Origin of the sequence: Burkholderia sp. BCC1638, from assembly GCF_902833195.1 — a bacterium.
GTDB lineage: Bacteria > Pseudomonadota > Gammaproteobacteria > Burkholderiales > Burkholderiaceae > Burkholderia > Burkholderia diffusa.
On the sequence record NZ_CADFEC010000036.1, the window covers coordinates 1 to 15,424 of the forward strand.

General features: G+C 65.7%; 16 protein-coding genes. 13 read left to right on the plus strand and 3 right to left on the minus strand.

Annotated elements, in window-relative coordinates; genetic code table 11:
• Positions 1-490: 490 nt before the first annotated feature.
• A complete protein-coding gene (locus HWX22_RS27785) occupies positions 491-1,267 on the minus strand; it encodes an enoyl-CoA hydratase (protein WP_059532675.1) in 777 nt (258 codons plus the stop codon).
• Positions 1,268-1,396: 129 nt separating this feature from the next.
• On the opposite strand from HWX22_RS27785, the gene paaN reads away from it, so the two are divergent.
• From paaN to paaK, 5 genes are all read left to right on the plus strand, one after another.
• Positions 1,397-3,103: a phenylacetic acid degradation protein PaaN gene (gene paaN / locus HWX22_RS27790; RefSeq protein ID WP_175908369.1), complete on the plus strand. Its 1,707-nt coding sequence runs from the start codon at positions 1,397-1,399 to the stop codon at positions 3,101-3,103.
• 87 nt (positions 3,104-3,190) lie between these two features.
• Entirely contained in the window at positions 3,191-4,393 is a 1,203-nt protein-coding gene (gene pcaF / locus HWX22_RS27795; protein WP_175908370.1) for a 3-oxoadipyl-CoA thiolase, read from the plus strand.
• A 45-nt stretch (positions 4,394-4,438) separates the two neighbouring features.
• On the plus strand, positions 4,439-5,230 hold the full coding sequence (gene paaG, locus HWX22_RS27800; RefSeq protein WP_175908371.1) for a 2-(1,2-epoxy-1,2-dihydrophenyl)acetyl-CoA isomerase PaaG: 792 nt from the start codon (positions 4,439-4,441) through the stop codon (positions 5,228-5,230).
• 1 nt (position 5,231) lies between these two features.
• Positions 5,232-5,684 (plus strand): hydroxyphenylacetyl-CoA thioesterase PaaI, encoded by a 453-nt coding sequence (gene paaI / locus HWX22_RS27805; RefSeq protein ID WP_175908372.1) that lies wholly within the window; start codon positions 5,232-5,234, stop codon positions 5,682-5,684.
• Between the two features lie 38 nt (positions 5,685-5,722).
• The gene (gene paaK / locus HWX22_RS27810) at positions 5,723-7,021 is read left to right on the plus strand and encodes a phenylacetate--CoA ligase PaaK (RefSeq protein WP_175908373.1); all 1,299 of its coding nucleotides are present in this window, start codon (positions 5,723-5,725) and stop codon (positions 7,019-7,021) included.
• 138 nt (positions 7,022-7,159) lie between these two features.
• On the opposite strand, the gene HWX22_RS27815 is transcribed toward paaK, so the two are convergent.
• Positions 7,160-8,284, minus strand: coding sequence for an MltA domain-containing protein (locus HWX22_RS27815; RefSeq protein ID WP_244135304.1), 1,125 nt, complete (start codon positions 8,282-8,284; stop codon positions 7,160-7,162).
• A 28-nt stretch (positions 8,285-8,312) separates the two neighbouring features.
• Here HWX22_RS27815 and HWX22_RS32090 point away from each other — a divergent pair, with 28 nt between their 5' ends.
• On the plus strand, positions 8,313-8,456 hold the full coding sequence (locus HWX22_RS32090; RefSeq protein ID WP_006758475.1) for a hypothetical protein: 144 nt from the start codon (positions 8,313-8,315) through the stop codon (positions 8,454-8,456).
• Positions 8,457-8,470: 14 nt separating this feature from the next.
• Here HWX22_RS32090 and apaG read toward each other — a convergent pair whose 3' ends face one another.
• Positions 8,471-8,845 carry a Co2+/Mg2+ efflux protein ApaG gene (gene apaG / locus HWX22_RS27820; RefSeq protein WP_057924835.1) on the minus strand — a complete coding sequence of 125 codons (375 nt, stop codon included), beginning with the start codon at positions 8,843-8,845 and terminating at the stop codon, positions 8,471-8,473.
• A gap of 177 nt (positions 8,846-9,022) precedes the next feature.
• On the opposite strand from apaG, the gene rpe reads away from it, so the two are divergent.
• The 7 genes from rpe to HWX22_RS27855 all read left to right on the plus strand — a co-directional run bounded on the left by rpe (position 9,023) and on the right by HWX22_RS27855 (position 15,420).
• Entirely contained in the window at positions 9,023-9,709 is a 687-nt protein-coding gene (gene rpe / locus HWX22_RS27825) for a ribulose-phosphate 3-epimerase (RefSeq protein ID WP_006482066.1), read from the plus strand.
• A 4-nt stretch (positions 9,710-9,713) separates the two neighbouring features.
• On the plus strand, positions 9,714-10,469 hold the full coding sequence (locus HWX22_RS27830; RefSeq protein ID WP_175916821.1) for a phosphoglycolate phosphatase: 756 nt from the start codon (positions 9,714-9,716) through the stop codon (positions 10,467-10,469).
• Between the two features lie 358 nt (positions 10,470-10,827).
• Positions 10,828-12,321, plus strand: a complete 1,494-nt coding sequence (gene trpE / locus HWX22_RS27835; RefSeq protein ID WP_059532692.1) for an anthranilate synthase component I — start codon at positions 10,828-10,830, stop codon at positions 12,319-12,321.
• A 13-nt stretch (positions 12,322-12,334) separates the two neighbouring features.
• A complete protein-coding gene (locus HWX22_RS27840) occupies positions 12,335-12,934 on the plus strand; it encodes an aminodeoxychorismate/anthranilate synthase component II (protein WP_059532695.1) in 600 nt (199 codons plus the stop codon).
• Positions 12,935-12,947: 13 nt separating this feature from the next.
• On the plus strand, positions 12,948-13,979 hold the full coding sequence (trpD, locus tag HWX22_RS27845; protein ID WP_059702638.1) for an anthranilate phosphoribosyltransferase: 1,032 nt from the start codon (positions 12,948-12,950) through the stop codon (positions 13,977-13,979).
• Between the two features lie 29 nt (positions 13,980-14,008).
• A complete protein-coding gene (gene trpC, locus HWX22_RS27850; RefSeq protein ID WP_059532701.1) occupies positions 14,009-14,794 on the plus strand; it encodes an indole-3-glycerol phosphate synthase TrpC in 786 nt (261 codons plus the stop codon).
• A complete protein-coding gene (locus HWX22_RS27855) occupies positions 14,794-15,420 on the plus strand; it encodes a CYTH domain-containing protein (protein ID WP_175908376.1) in 627 nt (208 codons plus the stop codon). The genes trpC and HWX22_RS27855 overlap by 1 nt, the downstream gene beginning before the upstream one ends.
• Positions 15,421-15,424: the final 4 nt, after the last annotated feature.

The following is a 15,424-nucleotide window of genomic DNA, read 5'->3' on the forward strand; positions in this document are numbered from 1 at the left end:
CCTGACTTACTTTAGTGTGAGACTCTTGATACTTTCGCTTTCTGATCCGAAGATCAGCTCGCGGCCATCAAGCGCCCACACTTATCGGCTGTTAATTTTTAAAGAGCATTTCTGCGAGAAACCTGAAGCTTCTCAGCAGCGCTGCGTTTTCAGCAGCAGAGAAGCGAGATTATGAACCGTCTTTTTCAGCTCGTCAACAACTTTCTGAACTACTTCGTTGCGACGACTGGGGTTCAACTTCGTGTGCGCTGAGGTTCTACAACCTGCCCTCGTCCGCACCGCTTCCCTTCTCCTCCCGCGCCGCGTTTCCGTTAGCGCGAAAGAGGCGTGATTCTAAGCACCCGCCCCGGTCTCCGCAACCCCTTTGCGAAAATATTTTGAAAAAGCCCCCGTGCGCTACCGCGCACGGGGGCTTCGGGTTCACCGCACCGGACGATCACGCTGGCGACCGACACCCGTCGCTCACCAGCACCACCTAGCCACCGCCAAATCAGCGGTTCTTGAATACCGGCTTCCGCTTCTCGACGAATGCCGCCATCCCTTCCTTCTGATCTTCGGTCGCGAACAGCGAATGGAACAGTCGACGCTCGAAGTGGACACCTTCGGCCAGCGTCGTCTCGTACGCGCGATTCACCGACTCCTTGACCATCATGACAGCCGGCAGTGAAAACTCGGCAATCGTCGTCGCTGCGGCAATTGCTTCGTCGAGCAGTTTGTCGGCCGGCAGCACGCGCGATACGAGCCCTGCCCGTTCCGCCTCGGCCGCGTCCATGAAGCGCGCCGTCAGGCACATGTCCATCGCCTTCGCCTTGGACACCGCGCGCGGCAGACGCTGCGTGCCGCCTGCGCCCGGCATCACGCCCAGCTTGATCTCGGGCTGGCCGAACTTGGCCGTATCCGCTGCGAAGATGATGTCGCACATCATCGCGAGCTCGCAACCGCCGCCAAGCGCAAAGCCCGCCACGGCAGCAATGATCGGCTTGCGGATCTCGCGGACGGTCTCCCAGTTACGGGTGATGTAGTCGCCGCGATAAACATCCATATAGGAATAGGTCGCCATCATGCCGATGTCGGCCCCGGCCGCGAACGCCTTTTCACTCCCCGTCACGACGATCGCGCCGATCGCGTCGTCGGCGTCGAACGCTTTCAGCGCAGCGCCCAATTCATCCATCAGCGCATCGTTCAGCGCATTCAGCGCCTTCGGACGGTTCAGCGTGATCAGCCCGACTCGCCCCCGGGTCTCCACCAGGATGTTCTCGTAAGACATCTATTTCTCCTCGATCAATGAAATGAGAAACGCCTCGCACATGCGAATAGTTTGATGCTACCATTCTCCGACCAACCGGTCGGTTAATTAATCGATCCAACCCTTCCCTACGTCCATCAGGCCGCCGTCATGACCCATGCACTGTTCACGAAGCACGAAGACACGCTGAAACACGCCCTCGCCGCCATCGAGAGCCGCGGGTACTGGAGCCCGTTCGCGGAAATGCCGAGTCCCAAAGTGTACGGGGAAAGCGCCAACGCCGATGGCGAAGCGGCGTTCAAGGCACACCTCGGCAACACGTTCGTGCTCGACCAGCCGGCGTCCGCTGGAACCATCGGCGCGGAGCAGTCGCCGTACGGGATCGCGCTGGGCATCCGCTATCCGAAATCAACACCCGACGAGCTGATTGCCGCGGCCGCTAATGCCCAGCGTGCATGGCGCGAAGCCGGCCCGAGCGCCTGGATCGGCGTCAGTCTCGAAATCCTCGCACGGCTGAATCGCGCAAGCTTCGAGATTGCCTACAGCGTGATGCACACGACGGGCCAGGCGTTCATGATGGCGTTCCAGGCCGGTGGCCCGCACGCGCAGGATCGTGCGCTCGAAGCGGTCGCCTACGCTTGGGACGAGTTGCGCCGCATCCCCGCAGATGCACACTGGGAGAAGCCGCAAGGCAAGAACCCGCCGCTCGCGATGCACAAGCGCTATACGATCGTCCCGCGCGGCACCGGCCTCGTCCTCGGCTGCTGCACGTTCCCGACCTGGAACGGCTACCCCGGTCTGTTCGCCGACCTGGCGACCGGCAACACGGTGATCGTCAAACCTCATCCGGGCGCGATCCTGCCGCTCGCGATCACGGTCCGCGTCGCCCGCGACGTGCTGCGCGAAGCCGGCTTCGATCCGAACGTCGTTACGCTCCTCGCGACCGAGCCGAACGACGGCGCCCTCGTGCAAGACCTCGCATTGCGTCCTGAAATCAAGCTGATCGACTTCACGGGCAGCACGCAAAACGGCACGTGGCTCGAACGCCATGCCCATCAGGCACAGGTGTATACCGAGAAGGCCGGTGTCAACCAGATCGTGATCGACTCGACCGACGACCTGAAAGCCGCGGCCAAAAACATCGCGTTCTCGCTGGCGCTGTACTCCGGCCAGATGTGCACGGCACCGCAGAATATCTACGTGTCGCGCGACGGCATCCGGACGGCGGACGGCCATGCAAGCTTCGATGAAGTCGCCCAGGCGATCGCCGTCTCCGTGCAGAAACTGACCGGCGACCCGGCTCGCTCGGTCGAACTGATCGGCGCGATCCAGAACGACGGCGTGGCCGCGCGCATCGACGACGCCCGCAAGCTCGGCCGTGTGCTCGCCGACAGCCAGACGCTCCAGCATCCGACGTTCGCCGATGCTCGCGTGCGTACGCCGCTCGTGCTGCAGCTCGACGTGGCCGACCGCACAAAATTCACGCAGGAGTGGTTCGGCCCGATCTCGTTCGTGATCGCGACCGACTCGACCGCGCAGTCGCTCGATCTCGCCGGCGAAATCGCCGCGGAACATGGTGCGCTGACGCTCTCCGTCTACAGCACCGACGACAAGGTCCTCGACGCTGCGCACGATGCAGCGGTGCGTGGCGGTGTCGCGCTGTCGATCAACCTGACGGGCGGCGTGTTCGTCAACCAGTCGGCCGCATTCTCCGACTTCCACGGCACCGGCGCGAACCCGGCCGCCAACGCGGCGCTCGCCGATCCGGCGTTCGTCGCCAACCGGTTCCGTGTGGTGCAAAGCCGCGTCCATGTTGCGCCGAAGGCAGTACCTGCGGAAGCCGGCCAGACGGCATAACCCGAATGGCCGACGTGCAAACGCCGTCACGTTCTCTACCATGAACGAATCCGCCAACCGGCGGGTTCGTTGCACATCGACATCCCCATGACCGACGCCTACATCTGCGACGCGATTCGCACCCCCATCGGCCGCTACGGCGGCGCCCTGAAAGACGTTCGTGCCGACGATCTCGGCGCGGTGCCGCTCAAGGCGCTCATCGAACGCAACCGCAACGTCGACTGGTCGGCGATCGACGACGTCATCTACGGCTGCGCAAACCAGGCCGGCGAGGACAACCGCAACGTCGCGCGCATGTCCGCGCTGCTCGCGGGCCTGCCGACCGCCGTGCCGGGTACGACGCTGAACCGGCTGTGCGGCTCGGGCATGGACGCCGTCGGCACCGCCGCGCGCGCGATCAAGGCGGGCGAGGCGCGCTTGATGATCGCGGGCGGTGTCGAAAGCATGACGCGCGCGCCCTTCGTGATGGGCAAAGCCGCCAGCGCGTTCGCGCGCCAGGCCGACATCTACGACACGACGATCGGCTGGCGTTTCGTCAATCCGCTGATGAAACAGCAATACGGCGTCGATTCGATGCCGGAGACGGCCGAGAACGTCGCGATCGACTACGACATCAGCCGTGCCGACCAGGACCTGTTCGCGCTGCGCAGCCAGCAAAAGGCCGCACGTGCGCAGCAAGACGGCACGCTCGCCGATGAAATCGTCCCGGTGACGATTCCGCAGAAGAAAGGCGACGCGCTCGTCGTATCGCGCGACGAACATCCGCGCGAAACGTCTCTCGAAGCGCTCGCGAAGCTGAAGGGCGTCGTGCGGCCGGACGGCTCGGTGACGGCCGGCAACGCGTCGGGTGTCAACGACGGCGCATGCGCACTGCTGCTCGCCAACGCGGAAGCTGCCGATCAATATGGGCTGCGCCGCCGCGCACGCGTCGTCGGCATGGCAACCGCCGGCGTCGAACCGCGCGTGATGGGGATCGGCCCGGCGCCGGCCACGCAGAAACTGTTGCGCCAGCTCGGCATGACGATCGACCAGTTCGACGTGATCGAGCTGAACGAAGCGTTCGCCTCGCAAGGTCTCGCGGTGTTGCGCATGCTCGGCGTCGCCGACGACGATCCGCGCGTGAACCCGAACGGCGGTGCGATCGCGCTCGGCCACCCGCTCGGCGCATCGGGCGCTCGGCTCGTGACCACGGCGCTTCACCAACTCGAGCGTACGGGCGGCCGGTTTGCGCTCTGTACGATGTGCATCGGCGTCGGCCAGGGCATCGCGATCGCCATCGAGCGCGTGTAACCGGCGCGCCGCGCGCCTATAACGAAGTCATGAAGGAGACACTGCATGTCATATGAGGCAATCCAGCTCGATATCGATCAGACTGCCCGCGTGGCCACGATCACCCTCAACCGCCCGGACAAGCTGAACAGCTTCACGCGTGCGATGCACCGCGAACTGCAGTCTGCGCTCGATGAAGTCGAAACGGCCGGCGCACGAGCGCTGATCCTGACGGGTGCGGGGCGCGGCTTTTGCGCAGGCCAGGACCTGGCCGACCTCGATTTCACGCCTGGCGCGTCCACCGACCTCGGCACGCTGATCGACGAGCATTTCAATCCGCTGATTCGTCGCCTGCAACGCATGCCGGTTCCGGTGATCGCCGCCGTCAACGGCACGGCGGCCGGCGCCGGTGCGAATCTCGCGCTCGCCTGCGACATCGTCTTCGCAGCACGCTCGAGCAGCTTCATCCAGGCCTTCGTCAAGATCGGGCTCGTGCCCGATTCAGGCGGAACATGGTTCCTGCCGCAACGCGTCGGCATGGCACGCGCGCTGGGGCTCGCCTTGACCGGCGACAAGCTCGGCGCCGAACAGGCCGAACAATGGGGCTTGATCTGGCGTGCGGTCGACGACGATGCGCTCGCCGCGTCGGTCCGTCAGCTCGCCAATCAGCTCGCGCAGCAACCGGCGCTCGCGATCGCGTCGATCAAGCAATCGATGCGCGACAGCGTCACGAATACGCTCGACCAGCAGCTCGACCTCGAACGCGACCTGCAGCGCAAGCTCGGCCAGTCATACGACTACGCGGAAGGCGTGAAGGCGTTCATCGAGAAGCGTGCCCCGCGCTTCGAGGGGCGTTGACATGACCACCGCCAACGACACGCTCGCCCCCGACGCGCTCGCCCGCGCGACGGCGCGGGCCATGTACGACGCAGACGCCTGCAGCCGCGCGTTCGGCATGGAAATCGCCGAAGTGCGGGCCGGCTACGCACGCCTGCAGATGCGCGTACGGCCGGAATTCCTGAACGGACATCAGACCTGCCACGGCGGCATCATCTTCACGCTCGCCGATTCGACGTTCGCGTTCGCGTGCAACTCGTACAACCTGAATACCGTTGCGGCTGGCTGCTCGATCGAATACCTGCGTCCCGTACACGGCCACGACCTGCTGACGGCCGAAGCGATCGAGCAGACGCGCAGCGGCCGGCACGGCATCTACGACGTCCGCGTCACGAACCAGACAGGCGAAACGGTCGCGATGTTTCGGGGCAAATCGGCCCAGATCAAGGGCACGGTGCTGCCGGAAGAGCATTGACGTCCACGGCTCGCTCATAACAATCACTGGAGACAGGTATGACTACCCCGCTACCGCTCGAGCCGATCGAGACGGCCTCACGCGACGAGCTGACCGCACTGCAGCTCGAACGCCTGAAATGGTCGCTCCGGCATGCGTATGACCACTCTCCCGTCTATCGTCGCAAATTCGACGAAGCGGGCGTGCATCCCGACGACCTGAAGACGCTCGCGGATCTGTCGCGCTTCCCGTTCACGACCAAGAGCGACCTGCGCGACAGCTACCCGTTCGGCATGTTCGCGGTGCCACAGGACCAGATCTCGCGCATTCACGCGTCGTCGGGCACGACCGGCAAGCCGACCGTCGTTGGCTATACGGCGCGCGACATCGACACGTGGGCCAATCTCGTCGCGCGCTCGATCCGCGCGGCCGGTGCGCGGCGTGGCGACAAGGTTCACGTCAGTTATGGATACGGCCTGTTCACCGGCGGGCTCGGCGCACACTACGGCGCCGAACGCGCAGGGCTGACCGTGATCCCGTTCGGCGGCGGCCAGACCGAAAAGCAGGTGCAGCTGATCCATGATTTCCGGCCCGACATCATCATGGTGACGCCGAGCTACATGCTGTCGATCGCCGACGAGATCGAGCGCCAGGGCCTCGATCCCGCACAAAGCTCGCTGCGCATCGGCATCTTCGGCGCTGAGCCGTGGACCAACGACATGCGCGTGGCCATCGAGCAGCGGATGGGCATCGACGCGGTCGACATCTATGGGCTGTCCGAAGTGATGGGCCCCGGCGTCGCATCGGAATGCGTCGAGACGAAGGACGGCCCGACCATCTGGGAAGACTACTTCTATCCGGAAATCATCGACCCCGACACCGGCGAAGTGTTGCCGGACGGCGAACTCGGCGAGCTGGTCTTCACGTCGCTGACGAAGGAAGCCCTGCCGATCATCCGCTACCGGACGCGCGACCTCACGCGTCTGCTGCCCGGCACCGCACGCACGATGCGCCGGATGGAAAAGATCACCGGGCGCTCGGACGACATGATGATCGTGCGGGGCGTCAACGTCTTCCCGACGCAAATCGAAGAGCAACTGCTGAAACAGCGTGCGCTCGCGCCGCACTATCAGATCGTGCTGACGAAGGAAGGTCCGCTCGACGTGCTGACGCTCAACGTCGAGCCGTGCCCCGACACTGCCCCCGACACGGCGGCAATCCATGCGGCGAGACAAGCGCTCGCGCACGACATCAAGTCGCTGATCGGCGTGACCGCCGTGATCAACGTGCTGCCCGTGAACGGGATCGAGCGTTCGGTCGGCAAGGCACGCCGCGTGATCGACAAGCGCAAGGGCTGATACGCGCCCATCCCCCCGCTACCCGACCGCCGCCCGCAACAGCAATCGCGAAGCAAAAAAACAGCCCGACCGGCCAACGCCGATCGGGCTGTTTCACTTCGATGCCCGGCTACACGCATACGCCGGCGCCACCGCCCATCACGAATTCGGGAACAGCAGCCACATCCGGCCGATCTGCTTCATCCGTCCGGCCTGGTCGCCGGCGTCGTCGCCCAGCCCCCAGAAATAGTCGGCCCGCACGCCGCCCTTGATCGCGGAACCCGTGTCCTGTGCGAACACGAGCCGGTTCATCGGCGTATTCGTCAGCGGACGCGTGGTCTGCAGGAATACCGGCGTGCCGAGCGGGATCGACGACGGATCGACCGCGATCGAACGCTCCGCCGTGAGCGGCACGCCAAGTGCGCCGATCGGGCCGTCCGCGCCGCCGTGCGGTGCATCTTCCTTGGTCGGCATGTCGCGGAAGAACACGAATCGCGGATTCGTGTCGAGCAACGCGTCCACGCGAGTCGGGTTCGCCTTCGCCCACGCCTTGATGCCCTGCATCGTCGCCTGTGCGGGCGTCAGCTCGCCGCGATCGAGCAGCCACTTGCCGATCGAGCGATACGGCTGGTTATTGGTGCCGCCGAAGCCGACCCGCATCACCGAACCATCGTCGAGCAGCACGCGCCCTGAACCCTGCACCTGCAGGAAGAACGCCTCGATCGGATCGTCGACCCACACGAGTTCGTTGCCGTTCAGGATGCCTGCCCGCTCGAGCTGCGCGCGAGCGGGCAGCGCGGCACCGGCGCGATAGCCGGCCGGCCAGCGGTAGAGCGCGTACTGGTAAGGGCCACGACGCACGCGGGAGCCGTGCAGCAGCGGCTCGTAATAGCCGGTCACGAGCCCGTCGAGCGTGCCGTCGGTGTTCGCCAGCTGAAACGGCGTGAAATACGTTTCGAAGAATGCACGCGCGCTGCCGACGTCGAGCTCGTCGAGGCGATCGGCAGCCGCGCAGGCGCGCTGCCATGCCGGCTGGCGCGCGAGCCGCGCGCAGTTCTGCCGCAGCGCGGCCGTCGCGCCGATCAGCGAATCGTCCTGCCACCCCGGCACCTGCTGCCACGCCACCGGCGTGAGCCGCTTCGCGGCAACCTGTCCCGGCACGATCGCCGCGCCGGTCGGCGGCTTGAGCGCCGACGTCCGCGTCGGCGCGCCGCCGCATGCGGCAAGCAGCGCTGCCGTCGCGACCGCCGCAACCCAGCCGGCCGCCCGGGGCCCAAACCACATACAATGTTCGTTCTTGATGGAAACCGCCATGTCAGATTTTCTCGACCAATATCCGATGCTCATCTTCGCGCTCGAGGCTTTCGTAGCGCTTGCCCTGCTGATCTTCATCGTCGTGTGGACGTCGTCGGGCAGGAAGAAGCACGCCCGCGGCAACGACCGCCAGCCGCGCTGACCGGCCGCGCACGCTCAATGCAGCGTGCGCGGCATGTGCAGCGCGAACTCGTCGACCGGCGCGTCGAACCGCTCGCCGTCCTCCGCCACGCAGAAGTACGCGCCACGCATCGTGCCGACCGGCGTCGCGATCACGGCCCAGCTCGTGTATTCGAACTGTTCACCCGGCTGCAGCAGCGGCTGGTGCCCGACGACGCCGAGCCCCTTCACTTCCTGCACGTGGTTTTCGCTGTCCGTAATGATCCAGTGACGCGCGATCAGCTGCGCCGCGACCTGCCCGGTATTGCGGATGGTCAGCGTGTACGCGAATGCATATTGACGTCGATCGGGGTCGGATTGTTCCGGCAAGTAGCTGGTTTTCACCGAAACGGTGAACTGATACTGACTCATGGTGTTTCCGCTGTAGGTAACCGCCCGCGCCAACTCGAGCGGCGGGGCCGCGGGCGCGCCGCACTGGTTCGGCATTCTATGCGGAATCGGGCCGCAACCGCACGGCCCGTCGCCGCGCACCGGGTCGCCGGACGGTAGAATGGCGGTTTTGCGCCGCAGCGTCCCCGCTCCCCTGTCATGACTCAATTCCGCATCGCTCCCAGCATCCTGTCGGCCGACTTTGCACGGCTCGGCGAAGAAGTCCGCAACGTGGTCGCCGCCGGCGCCGACTGGATTCACTTCGACGTGATGGACAACCATTATGTGCCGAACCTCACGATCGGCCCGCTCGTCTGCGAGGCGATCCGCCCGCACGTGCAGGTGCCGATCGACGTGCATCTGATGGTGCGCCCGGTCGACCGGATCGTGCCCGATTTCGCGAAAGCCGGCGCGAACCTGATCAGCTTCCACCCGGAAGGCTCCGACCACATCGACCGCACGCTGTCGCTGATCCGCGATCACGGCTGCAAGGCCGGCCTCGTGTTCAACCCGGCGACGCCGCTGAACTATCTCGATCACGTGATGGATCGCCTCGACTTCGTGTTGCTGATGTCGGTGAACCCGGGCTTCGGCGGCCAATCGTTCATTCCGGAAACGCTGAACAAGCTGCGCGAAGCGCGCGCCCGCATCGACGCATACACCGAACGCACCGGCCGCGAGATCCTGCTCGAGGTGGACGGCGGCGTGAAGGCCGACAACATCGCGGAAATCGCGGCGGCCGGCGCGGACACCTTCGTCGCGGGTTCCGCGATCTTCGGCAAGCCCGACTACCGCAAGGTGATCGACGAGATGCGCGCCGCGCTCGCCACCGTCGAGCGGAGCTGACGCCGTGGCCGCTTCCTCGCTGGCCGGCCAGGCACCGGCCGTAGCCGACGGCACGATCCGTTTCGCGAGGCCGCGCATCGACGCGGCGCTGATCGACCTCGACGGCACGATGGTCGACACGGCCGACGATTTCACCGCCGGGCTGAACGGGATGCTCGCGCAGCTCGGTGCGCCGGCCACGTCGCGCGACGAGGTGATCGGCTACGTCGGCAAGGGCTCCGAGCACCTGATCCAGAGCGTGCTGAAGCCGCGCTTCGCGCCCGACGAGGCGCACGCGCGCTTCGACGACGCGCTCGCGATCTACCAGACCGAATACGCGAAAATCAACGGCCGCCACACGCGCCTCTATCCGGACGTCGCAACCGGCCTCGACGCGCTGCGCGCAGCCGGCATCCGGCTCGCGTGCGTGACGAACAAGCCGCACCGCTTCGCGGTCGAGCTGCTCGAGCAATACGGGCTGATCGATCGCTTCGGCGTCGTGCTCGGCGGTGACAGTGTCGCGCGCAAGAAGCCCGATCCGCTGCCGATGCTGACGGCATGCGACGCGCTCGGCGTCGCGCCGGACGCGGCCGTCGCGATCGGCGACTCGGAAAACGACGCGCTGGCGGGCCGCGCGGCGGGGATGGCGACGCTGACGGTGCCGTACGGCTACAACCACGGCAAAGCTATACAAACGATAAATTCGGATGGTATAGTCGATTCGTTGCTGGTCGCGGCCCGCGCGATTACCGCGCACAACGCCGGCCGGCCAACCATCTGATTATTTCTTCCATCCGCATGTTTCTGAATAAAAAACGGAGTCTGAGCAGCATCGACCGGGGAGCCTGGCCCTGGCGTCGCTGGTCGCGCTAACCTCTTCGATGAGGTACGCTGAGGCACGTCTTCAGCGCCGTTTTTTATCTCGCTGCGCATCCGCGCGCCGATCGTCGCACCACCTCGAGTTCTACCGCGTCCGAACGCTTGCGTTCAGGATCGGCCGCAGGCTCGCGACGTTCACGCCCGGAGTGCCGGCCGGCAACAGGCACTTCTCGATCGACCGCCCTTTCGCCGACGGCAGCCCGCGCAGCGTCAAGTGATCCCTGGCGCACTCCGCCGCTCGTCCCGAACAGGACCGGAACATGACCGAACTCGAATTCCAATCGCTGGCGAACGAAGGCTACAACCGCATCCCGCTGATCGCGGAAGCGCTCGCCGACCTCGAAACGCCGCTGTCCCTCTACCTGAAGCTGGCCCAGCCTGAACGCGCGGGCGCCAACTCGTTCCTGCTCGAGTCGGTGGTCGGCGGCGAACGCTTCGGCCGCTATTCGTTCATCGGCCTGCCCGCTCGCACGCTGGTGCGCACCCGCAACGGCGTGTCCGAAGTGGTGCGCGACGGCCAGGTCGTCGAGACGCACGACGGCGACCCGTTCGAATTCATCGAGTCGTTCCAGGCGCGCTTCAAGGTCGCGCAGCGCCCGGGCCTGCCGCGCTTCTGCGGCGGCCTCGCCGGCTATTTCGGCTACGACGCGGTGCGCTACATCGAGAAGAAGCTCGCGAACACCGCGCCGCGCGACGATCTCGGCCTGCCCGACATCCAGCTGCTGCTCACCGAGGAAGTCGCGGTGATCGACAACCTCGCCGGCAAGCTCTACCTGATCATCTACGCGGATCCGGCCCAGCCCGAGGCTTATACGAAAGCAAAGCAGCGCCTGCGCGAACTGAAGCAGCGCCTGCGCACGACCGTGCAGCCGCCGGTGACGTCGGCGAGCGTGCGCACCGAGACGTTCCGCGAGTTCAAGAAGGAAGACTATCTGGCCGCCGTGCGCCAGGCGAAGGAATACATCGCGGCCGGCGAACTGATGCAGATCCAGGTCGGCCAGCGGCTGACGAAGCCGTACCGCGACAATCCGCTGTCGCTGTATCGCGCGCTGCGTTCGCTGAATCCGTCGCCGTACATGTATTACTACAACTTCGGCGATTTCCACGTGGTCGGCGCGTCGCCGGAAATCCTGGTGCGCCAGGAGAAGCGCGGCGACGACCAGATCGTCACGATCCGTCCGCTGGCCGGCACGCGTCCGCGCGGCAACACGCCCGAGCGCGACGCGGAACTCGCGACCGAACTGCTGAACGATCCGAAGGAAATCGCCGAGCACGTGATGCTGATCGACCTCGCGCGCAACGACGTCGGCCGCATCGCGGAGATCGGCTCGGTGCAGGTGACCGACAAGATGGTGATCGAGAAGTACTCGCACGTGCAGCACATCGTCAGCTCGGTCGAAGGCAAGCTGAAGCCCGGCATGACGAACTACGACGTGCTGCGCGCGACGTTCCCGGCCGGCACGCTGTCCGGCGCGCCAAAGGTGCGCGCGATGGAACTGATCGACGAGCTCGAGCCGATCAAGCGCGGGCTGTACGGCGGCGCCGTCGGCTACCTGTCGTTCTCGGGCGAGATGGATCTCGCGATCGCGATCCGCACGGGCCTGATCCACAACGGCAACCTGTACGTGCAAGCGGCGGCCGGCGTCGTCGCGGACTCGGTGCCCGAATCCGAATGGCAAGAGACCGAAAACAAGGCGCGCGCGGTGCTGCGTGCGGCCGAACAGGTCCAGGACGGCCTCGATAGCGACTTCTGACCGGAGACTGACCATGCTGCTCATGATCGACAACTACGACTCGTTCACCTACAACCTGGTCCAGTACTTCGGCGAACTGGGCGAGGACGTGCGCACGTATCGCAACGACGAAATCACGCTCGACGAGATCGCGCGCCTGAACCCCGACACCATCTGCCTGTCGCCCGGCCCGAGCAACCCGCAGCACGCGGGCATCACGCTCGACGTGCTGCGCGAATTCGCGGGCAAGAAACCGATCCTCGGCGTCTGCCTCGGCCATCAGGCGATCGGCGAAGCCTTCGGCGGCCGCGTCGTGCGCGCGAAGACCATCATGCACGGCAAGGTGAGCCGGATCGAAACCGACTGCCGCGGCGTGTTCGCCGATCTGCCGAAGCATTTCGACGTCACCCGCTACCATTCGCTCGCGATCGAACGCGAATCGCTGCCCGACTGCCTCGAGGTGTCCGCGTGGACCGACGACGGCGAGATCATGGGCGTGCGTCACAAGACGCTGCCGATCGAAGGCGTGCAGTTCCACCCGGAATCGATCCTCTCCGAGCACGGCCACGCGCTGCTCGAGAATTTCCTGAAGCAGAATCGCGCAACGGCCCGCGCGACCGCGCCGGCAGCCTGACGGGAGACACACGATGACGATTACCCCGCAGGAAGCGCTGCAACGTACGATCGAACACCGCGAGATCTTCCACGACGAGATGTTGCACCTGATGCGGCTCATCATGCGCGGCGACATGTCGCCCGTGATGGCGGCCGCGATCATCACCGGGCTGCGCGTGAAGAAGGAGACGATCGGCGAGATCGCCGCCGCCGCGACCGTGATGCGCGAATTCGCGAACCACGTCGAAGTGCAGGACAACTCGAACTTCGTCGACATCGTCGGCACGGGCGGCGACGGCGCACACACGTTCAACATCTCGACCGCGTCGATGTTCATCACGGCCGCGGCCGGCGCGAAGGTTGCGAAGCACGGCAACCGCGGCGTGTCGAGCAAGTCCGGCAGCGCCGACGTGCTCGAGGCGCTCGGCGTGAACATCGACCTGCAGCCCGACCAGGTTGCCGCGTCGATCGCCGAAACCGGCATGGGCTTCATGTTCGCGCCGAACCATCATCCGGCGATGAAGAACATCGCGGCCGTGCGCCGCGAGCTTGGCGTGCGGACGATCTTCAACATTCTCGGCCCGCTGACCAACCCGGCCGGCGCGCCGAACCAGCTGATGGGCGTGTTCCACCCCGACCTGGTCGGCATCCAGGTGCGCGTGATGCAGCGCCTCGGTGCGCAGCACGTGCTGGTCGTGTACGGCAAGGACGGGATGGATGAAGTGTCGCTCGGCGCCGCGACGCTCGTCGGCGAATTGCGCGACGGCGAGGTGCACGAATACGAGATCCATCCGGAAGACTTCGGCCTGCAGATGGTGTCGAACCGCACGCTGAAGGTGGAAAATGCCGAGGAATCGCGCACGATGCTGCTCGGCGCACTGGACAACCAGCCGGGCGTCGCACGCGAGATCGTCACGCTGAACGCGGGCACCGCGCTCTATGCGGCCAATATCGCCGAATCGATCGCGGACGGCATCCAGCTCGCCCGCGAAGCGATCGCGAGCGGCAAGGCGCGCGCGAAAGTCGACGAACTCGTGCGTTTCACGCAGCAGTTCAAGCGCTGACTCCCTTTACGAATCAAGCAGGAACCCACATGAGCGACATTCTCGACCGAATCATCGCCGTCAAGCGCGACGAAGTCGCGGCGGCCATGCGCAGCACGCCGCTCGAGGCACTGAAACTGGACGCATCGACGCGCGACCTGCGCGACTTCGTCGGCGCACTGCGCGCGAAGCAGGCGGCCGGCAACGCGGCAGTGATCGCCGAAGTGAAGAAGGCGAGCCCGTCGAAGGGCGTGCTGCGCGAGCATTTCGTGCCGGCCGACATCGCGCGCTCGTATGCGGCTCACGGCGCCGCGTGCCTGTCGGTGCTGACCGACGAGCAATTCTTCCAGGGCAGCGTCCGCTATCTCGAGGAAGCGCGCGCGGCCTGCACGCTGCCGGTGCTGCGCAAGGACTTCATCGTCGATGCGTACCAGATCCTCGAAGCGCGCGCGATGGGCGCCGACGCGATCCTGCTGATCGCCGCCGCACTCGACACGCCGCTGATGCAGGACCTCGAGGCGTATGCGCACTCGCTCGGCCTCGCGGTGCTGGTCGAAGTTCACGACCGCGACGAGATGGAACAGGCGCTGACGCTGAAGACACCGCTGCTCGGCATCAACAACCGTAACCTGCGCACGTTCGAGACGACGATCCAGACCACGCTCGACATGCTCGACATGATTCCGGCGGACCGCATGGTCGTGACCGAGTCGGGCATCCTGTCGCGCACCGACGTCGACACGATGCGCGCGGCGAACGTGAATGCGTTCCTCGTCGGCGAGGCGTTCATGCGCGCCGATCAGCCGGGCGAGGAACTCGCGCGGATGTTCTTCTGATGGCGATCGAAAAGGAAATCAAGCTCGCGCTGCCGGCCGGCGAGGCCGATGCGGCGCGGCGCTTTTTCGAGACGCTGACCGGCGAAGCCGGCGATGTCATCGCGCTCGCGAACGTCTACTACGACACGCCCGATCTCGCGCTGGCCCGTTCGAAGAGCGCGGTGCGCGTGCGCCGCACGCCGCATGGCTGGCTGCAGACGTTCAAGACGGTCGGCAGCGCGGAAGCCGGCCTGCATCGCCGCCATGAATGGGAGTTGCCCGTCGCCGGCGATGCGCTCGAAATCGACGCGCTCGTCGCTGCGTGCGACGTGCCGAACGCTGCCACCGCGCTGCGCGACGCTGCGCCGGCGCTGCACGCGCTGTTCCGGACGGATTTTTCGCGTACGCTGTGGCGCATCGCAATCGGCGGCGCAACCGTCGAAGCCGCGGTGGACGTCGGCGAGATCGTCGTCCAGGCGGAAAGCGATACGCGCCGCGAACCGATCAGCGAAATCGAACTCGAATTGATCGACGGCCCGGAAGCGGCGCTCGCGACACTCGCCGCCGAACTGCAGCAAGCGCTGCCGGGCCTCGCCCCCGAAAACATCAGCAAGGCGCAGCGCGGCTACCGGCTGCGCGCGCAATAAACCC